The sequence below is a fragment of the Streptomyces otsuchiensis genome, from assembly GCF_004305975.1.
Taxonomy (GTDB): Bacteria; Actinomycetota; Actinomycetes; order Streptomycetales; family Streptomycetaceae; genus Streptomyces; species Streptomyces otsuchiensis.
Genome location: NZ_BHZI01000673.1, coordinates 1 through 246, shown reverse-complemented (window position 1 = coordinate 246; position 246 = coordinate 1). Strand labels below are relative to the sequence as shown.

The 246-nt window shown below is 69.9% G+C and carries 1 protein-coding gene; it reads left to right on the top strand.

What is annotated here, in order from left to right; genetic code table 11:
* A partial coding sequence (locus E0D90_RS26300) for a pseudouridine synthase (RefSeq protein ID WP_265415983.1) occupies window positions 1–246 on the top strand: 246 nt, incomplete at both ends.

The window sequence follows — 246 nt, the reverse complement described above, 5'->3', positions numbered from 1 at the left end:
ACGAGATCCGGGTGGACGGTTTGACCGTCACCACCCAGAAGGACCTCTTCTTCGCCCTGAACAAGCCGGTCGGCGTGGTCTCCGCCATGGAGGACCCCGACGGCCGCCCCTGCCTGGGCGACTACGTCCAGAACCGCGAGAGCCGGCTCTTCCACGTCGGGCGCCTCGACGCCGAGACCGAGGGGCTGATCCTCCTCACCAACCACGGGGAGCTGGCGCACCGCCTCACCCACCCCCGCTACGGCG